General features: G+C 32.7%; 4 protein-coding genes. 1 reads left to right on the forward strand and 3 read right to left on the reverse strand.

Translation table 11 applies throughout. The annotated features are described in order from the left end of the window. Positions 1–650: sulfite exporter TauE/SafE family protein (locus B3J44_RS20285; protein ID WP_286971109.1), on the reverse strand; the 650-nt coding region annotated here is incomplete at its 3' end. 311 nt (positions 651–961) lie between these two features. On the opposite strand from B3J44_RS20285, the gene B3J44_RS20290 reads away from it, so the two are divergent. Then, entirely contained in the window at positions 962–1,744 is a 783-nt protein-coding gene (locus B3J44_RS20290) for a sulfite exporter TauE/SafE family protein (protein ID WP_198854632.1), read from the forward strand. Positions 1,745–1,816: 72 nt separating this feature from the next. Here B3J44_RS20290 and B3J44_RS20295 read toward each other — a convergent pair whose 3' ends face one another. Both B3J44_RS20295 and B3J44_RS20300 read right to left on the reverse strand, forming a co-directional pair. Beyond that, the gene (locus B3J44_RS20295; protein WP_125722103.1) at positions 1,817–2,227 is read right to left on the reverse strand and encodes an RrF2 family transcriptional regulator; all 411 of its coding nucleotides are present in this window, start codon (positions 2,225–2,227) and stop codon (positions 1,817–1,819) included. Positions 2,228–2,349: 122 nt separating this feature from the next. Further along, positions 2,350–2,703: RDD family protein (locus B3J44_RS20300; protein ID WP_286971110.1), on the reverse strand; the 354-nt coding region annotated here is incomplete at its 5' end.

Genomic DNA, 2,703 nt, shown 5'->3' on the forward strand with positions numbered 1-2,703 from the left:
CCTCTTCCTAATAATGTTGAAGTTACAATTGGCCCCCAGCCTCCTCCTCCAACAGAATCCATAAAACCTCCAAACACTGCTAATACGCCTAGTTTCTTAGTTTTCTTTTTTACAACACTTTTTCTAAGAGCCTTTCTGATAATTACAACTGCCAGAATAATCATGTAAACCGCAATAAATGGCTTAATAATATCTCCGTCAATCACATCAGATAATAAATAAGCCCCTGTGATAGACCCTAAAACTCCAGGAATCAATAGATGCTTTACCAATTTTTTATTGATGTTTCCAAAGCGGTGGTGCGAAAGCGCCGATGCTCCAGTTGTAAACATCTCTGAAACGTGAACTGCCGTACTACTCAAAACTGGCGAAACTCCATAAGCCAATAAAAATGACGTAGAAGTTGCTCCATATCCCATTCCTAAAGCGCCATCTACTAATTGTGCAAAAACACCAATTAAGAAAAACACTAAAAGGTTTTCATCAAATCCCTGAACGAAACCATCCCATGAAAATTCAGCGTGATGATTATAAATTAATGTAACTGCCAAACCTAACAACAAAACAACAGGTATTACGACCCACAATTTTTCCTTTAATAAAGAATCAGACTTTACTATAGTGTTTTCTAACTTAAGTTCATTTTCCATATTTCTAAGAATGTTTTTTATTCTCAAAAATCCATTACCCTATCGGCTTAGTAGATTACTTTGCAAAAGTACTATATATTTCGAAATATCAAAACAATATATTTACTTTTTTACATCAGCTATCATCTTATAAACCAAGATAAAAGACATTCAAAAAAGAATTAGTGATTATTTTAACAAATTAAATGTTGCGACTTATTATTTTAACAACACATTCAAATTTTGTGATTCACAAAAATACATATTTAATCTCTACAAAATCTATAGGATAATTATAAAATTGTTTTTACTTTAGCGGCAAATATTTTTTCATGGATTTTCAGATTGGTCTCGTAATAGCAGGTTTAGTAGTTGGTTTTATTGTTGGGTTAACAGGTGTTGGAGGAGGCTCTCTTATGACTCCTATTTTATTGTACTTTGGAATTCCGCCAACAAAAGCAGTTGGAACAGACTTGCTTTATGCTGCTTTCACAAAAGCCGGAGGAATATTTGTACACAACAAAAAAGGAAACATCAACTGGAAAATTACAGGCTGGCTGACTTTAGGAAGTGTCCCTGCAGCTTTAATTACATTATGGGTTTTAAACAGCATTAAAACGGATATCGAAACTATCAATAACGTTATTAAACACAGTTTAGGCTGGGCTTTACTGTTTACTTCGGTAGCTATTATATTCAAAAAGAAACTTTTAGTTTTCTCTCAAAGACATGCTGGAGATAAATTTCACAACGAAAGCACAACTCAAAATATGCTTACTATCGGAATTGGAGTTTTATTAGGAGCAACCGTAACTTTAACTTCTATCGGTGCTGGGGCATTAGGAACAGTGACTTTATTTTTCCTTTATCCATTATTGCCAACTCCACGTTTAGTGGGAACCGAAATTGCACACGCTGTTCCCTTAACTTTAGTTGCTGGTCTTGGACACGCTTCTATGGGAAATTTAGATTTAGGCTTACTTGGCCAATTATTAATGGGATCGCTTCCTGGAATATACATGGGAAGTATGCTAAGCGGAAAAGTTCCAGATCAATTTCTTAGAAATGCAATTGCTGTAATGCTTTTTATGGCTGGATATAAATTGATTTTTTAATATAAACAGAAATAAAAAAAAGACCATTTCTAATTAAAATGGTCTTTTTTTTTATTGACTTAAAGCAAATTTCTAAAACGCAATATCTGCTAAAGAATTACTTTCTAATATTTTAAGCGTATTATCACGAACTTCTGTCATTAAACGTCTTGCGGCACAGGTAGTTTCATCATCGCAGTCATCACATCTTTCGTAGAAATTATGGCTCGCACAAGGCAGTAAAGCAATTGGACCTTCTAGAATTCGATAGACTTTTGCCATGCTAATATCTTTTGGGTCTTTGATTAAATAATAACCTCCACCTTTTCCTTTTTTAGCGCCAAGAAAACCTGAATTTCTTAGCAACAACAAAATACTTTCTAGAAATTTGATTGAAATATGTTCACTTTTCGCAATTTCAGCTATTTGTACCGGTTCGTTGTTTTCGCGTCTGGCTAAATAAGTTAAAGCTTTAATTCCGTATTTTGTTTTCTTTGAAAGCACTAATGTAAAATTTAGATTGCCGAATTTAATTTCAAATCAAACTCTTGCAAATTATTGAATAACAAAAGTATGCTTTTTGTTTGAACTATCACAAAGAATAAAGTTAAATTCTACTAAATCTATCAGATTACTTCCTTTCTTCCAATTAAATCTAAAGAATAAAAATTTTCCATATCTTGTTCTAAATCTTTTTTCTCGACCACGTAGGTTCTGGAAAAAGAATCATGCCAAAATCTTGCTGATTTACTTAAAAAAGATAATGCCTCAAAAGGAATTAAACGACATAACGTTCTAATGAAAATAATCTTGAAACTTGGTTTTAATCCATTTTCATCTACTACAACACTTCCTGTAACAATTTTTCCAATTGTTCTTCCAAAAAGACCTTCAAAAAATAAATAATAAATTATTGCAAAAGAAAGATAAGTTCCTACTACTCCAAGGCTTATCATAATTTCTACCCAAGCATCATAAGT

This window comes from Flavobacterium sp. UBA4854, assembly GCF_002399805.1.
GTDB lineage: Bacteria > Bacteroidota > Bacteroidia > Flavobacteriales > Flavobacteriaceae > Flavobacterium > Flavobacterium ginsengisoli.

Coding starts and splice junctions, on each gene's coding strand:
- B3J44_RS20290 (WP_198854632.1), top strand. CDS start 962: ATGGATTTTCAGATTGGTCTCGTAATAGCAGGTTTAGTAGTTGGTTTT.